Annotated in this window: 2 protein-coding genes; one reads left to right on the forward strand and one right to left on the reverse strand. The window is 31.7% G+C overall.

From position 1 onward, the window contains the following. A partial coding sequence (locus R8O11_RS25660; RefSeq protein WP_318194667.1) for an NAD-dependent epimerase/dehydratase family protein occupies positions 1 to 226 on the reverse strand: 226 nt, incomplete at its 3' end. Between the two features lie 490 nt (positions 227 to 716). On the opposite strand from R8O11_RS25660, the gene R8O11_RS25665 reads away from it, so the two are divergent. Then, positions 717 to 955 (forward strand): hypothetical protein (locus R8O11_RS25665; RefSeq protein WP_318194668.1); only part of this gene is annotated, 239 nt, incomplete at its 3' end.

Consider the following 955-nt stretch of genomic DNA (forward strand, 5'->3'; position numbering starts at 1 on the left):
ACTTTTCTTTCTCAAATAAACGTTCTATTTCATTTTTATTTGATATATCCATATTAAAGAATCGAAATAATGGATTTTTTATAAAACTTAATCTTGCATACTTTAACTCAACATCATAATAGTCATTGATATTATCAATACCTACAACCTCATATCCTAATGAGTTTAGTTTTCTAATAGTTGCACTACCAATAAAACCTGCCGCACCTGTAACTAAGTACTTCATAAATTAACACCATAAGACGCATACAACAAAAATAGTAGTAATTTATTGATATGTAAAGCTAATTAACTAGCGCCACTTCTTGGTTATATTGAATTTAATGATGCTGTGATTTTGATCTAGATTATTATGAAAAACGAAGAAAAACATCCATCTTAATAGTGAAGTTAATTAGAAAGAGTATTTTTATTACGTTATTTATATTTCATATTTATTTAATGAAAACTCAATTATTTCCATTCATAATCTACATTTGATAAAGAATAAAAATACTTACTTCGGTTTTACATTAAGCATAATATCGCCATCCAAGCATTAGATGCTTAGACTTTCTGCTAGCTCACCTCTATCTCAAAGCGTTTGACACTGGTACGAACTGCACAAATTGATCTCCATCAGTCTGTGCTCCACAGGTTAGTGATACTCTACCGCCAAATATAAAGCCCACGTCCTATGGCTCAGCAAAGCCTGTAGATAAGGTCATTAAGTAGCAATGTCGATTAATATTTCAGATCTAACAAATGCACTAACTAAAGTCGAACACGTTCATAAAGTTCAGTTGGAAAATGTCCATCAGTTTTTCAAAACAAATGAAGCTTTATCAATCGAACCATTCAGTCAAATCCTCGCCTGTGATTCTATTGATGAACGATTTAAAACGATCGACAAAGCGTTTTCGCCCCTAGGTGATGTAAAACCTTACCTATTAGTGGCGTCTTACTTAGTTAGCTA

Source organism: Vibrio sp. 1288, from assembly GCF_033344475.1.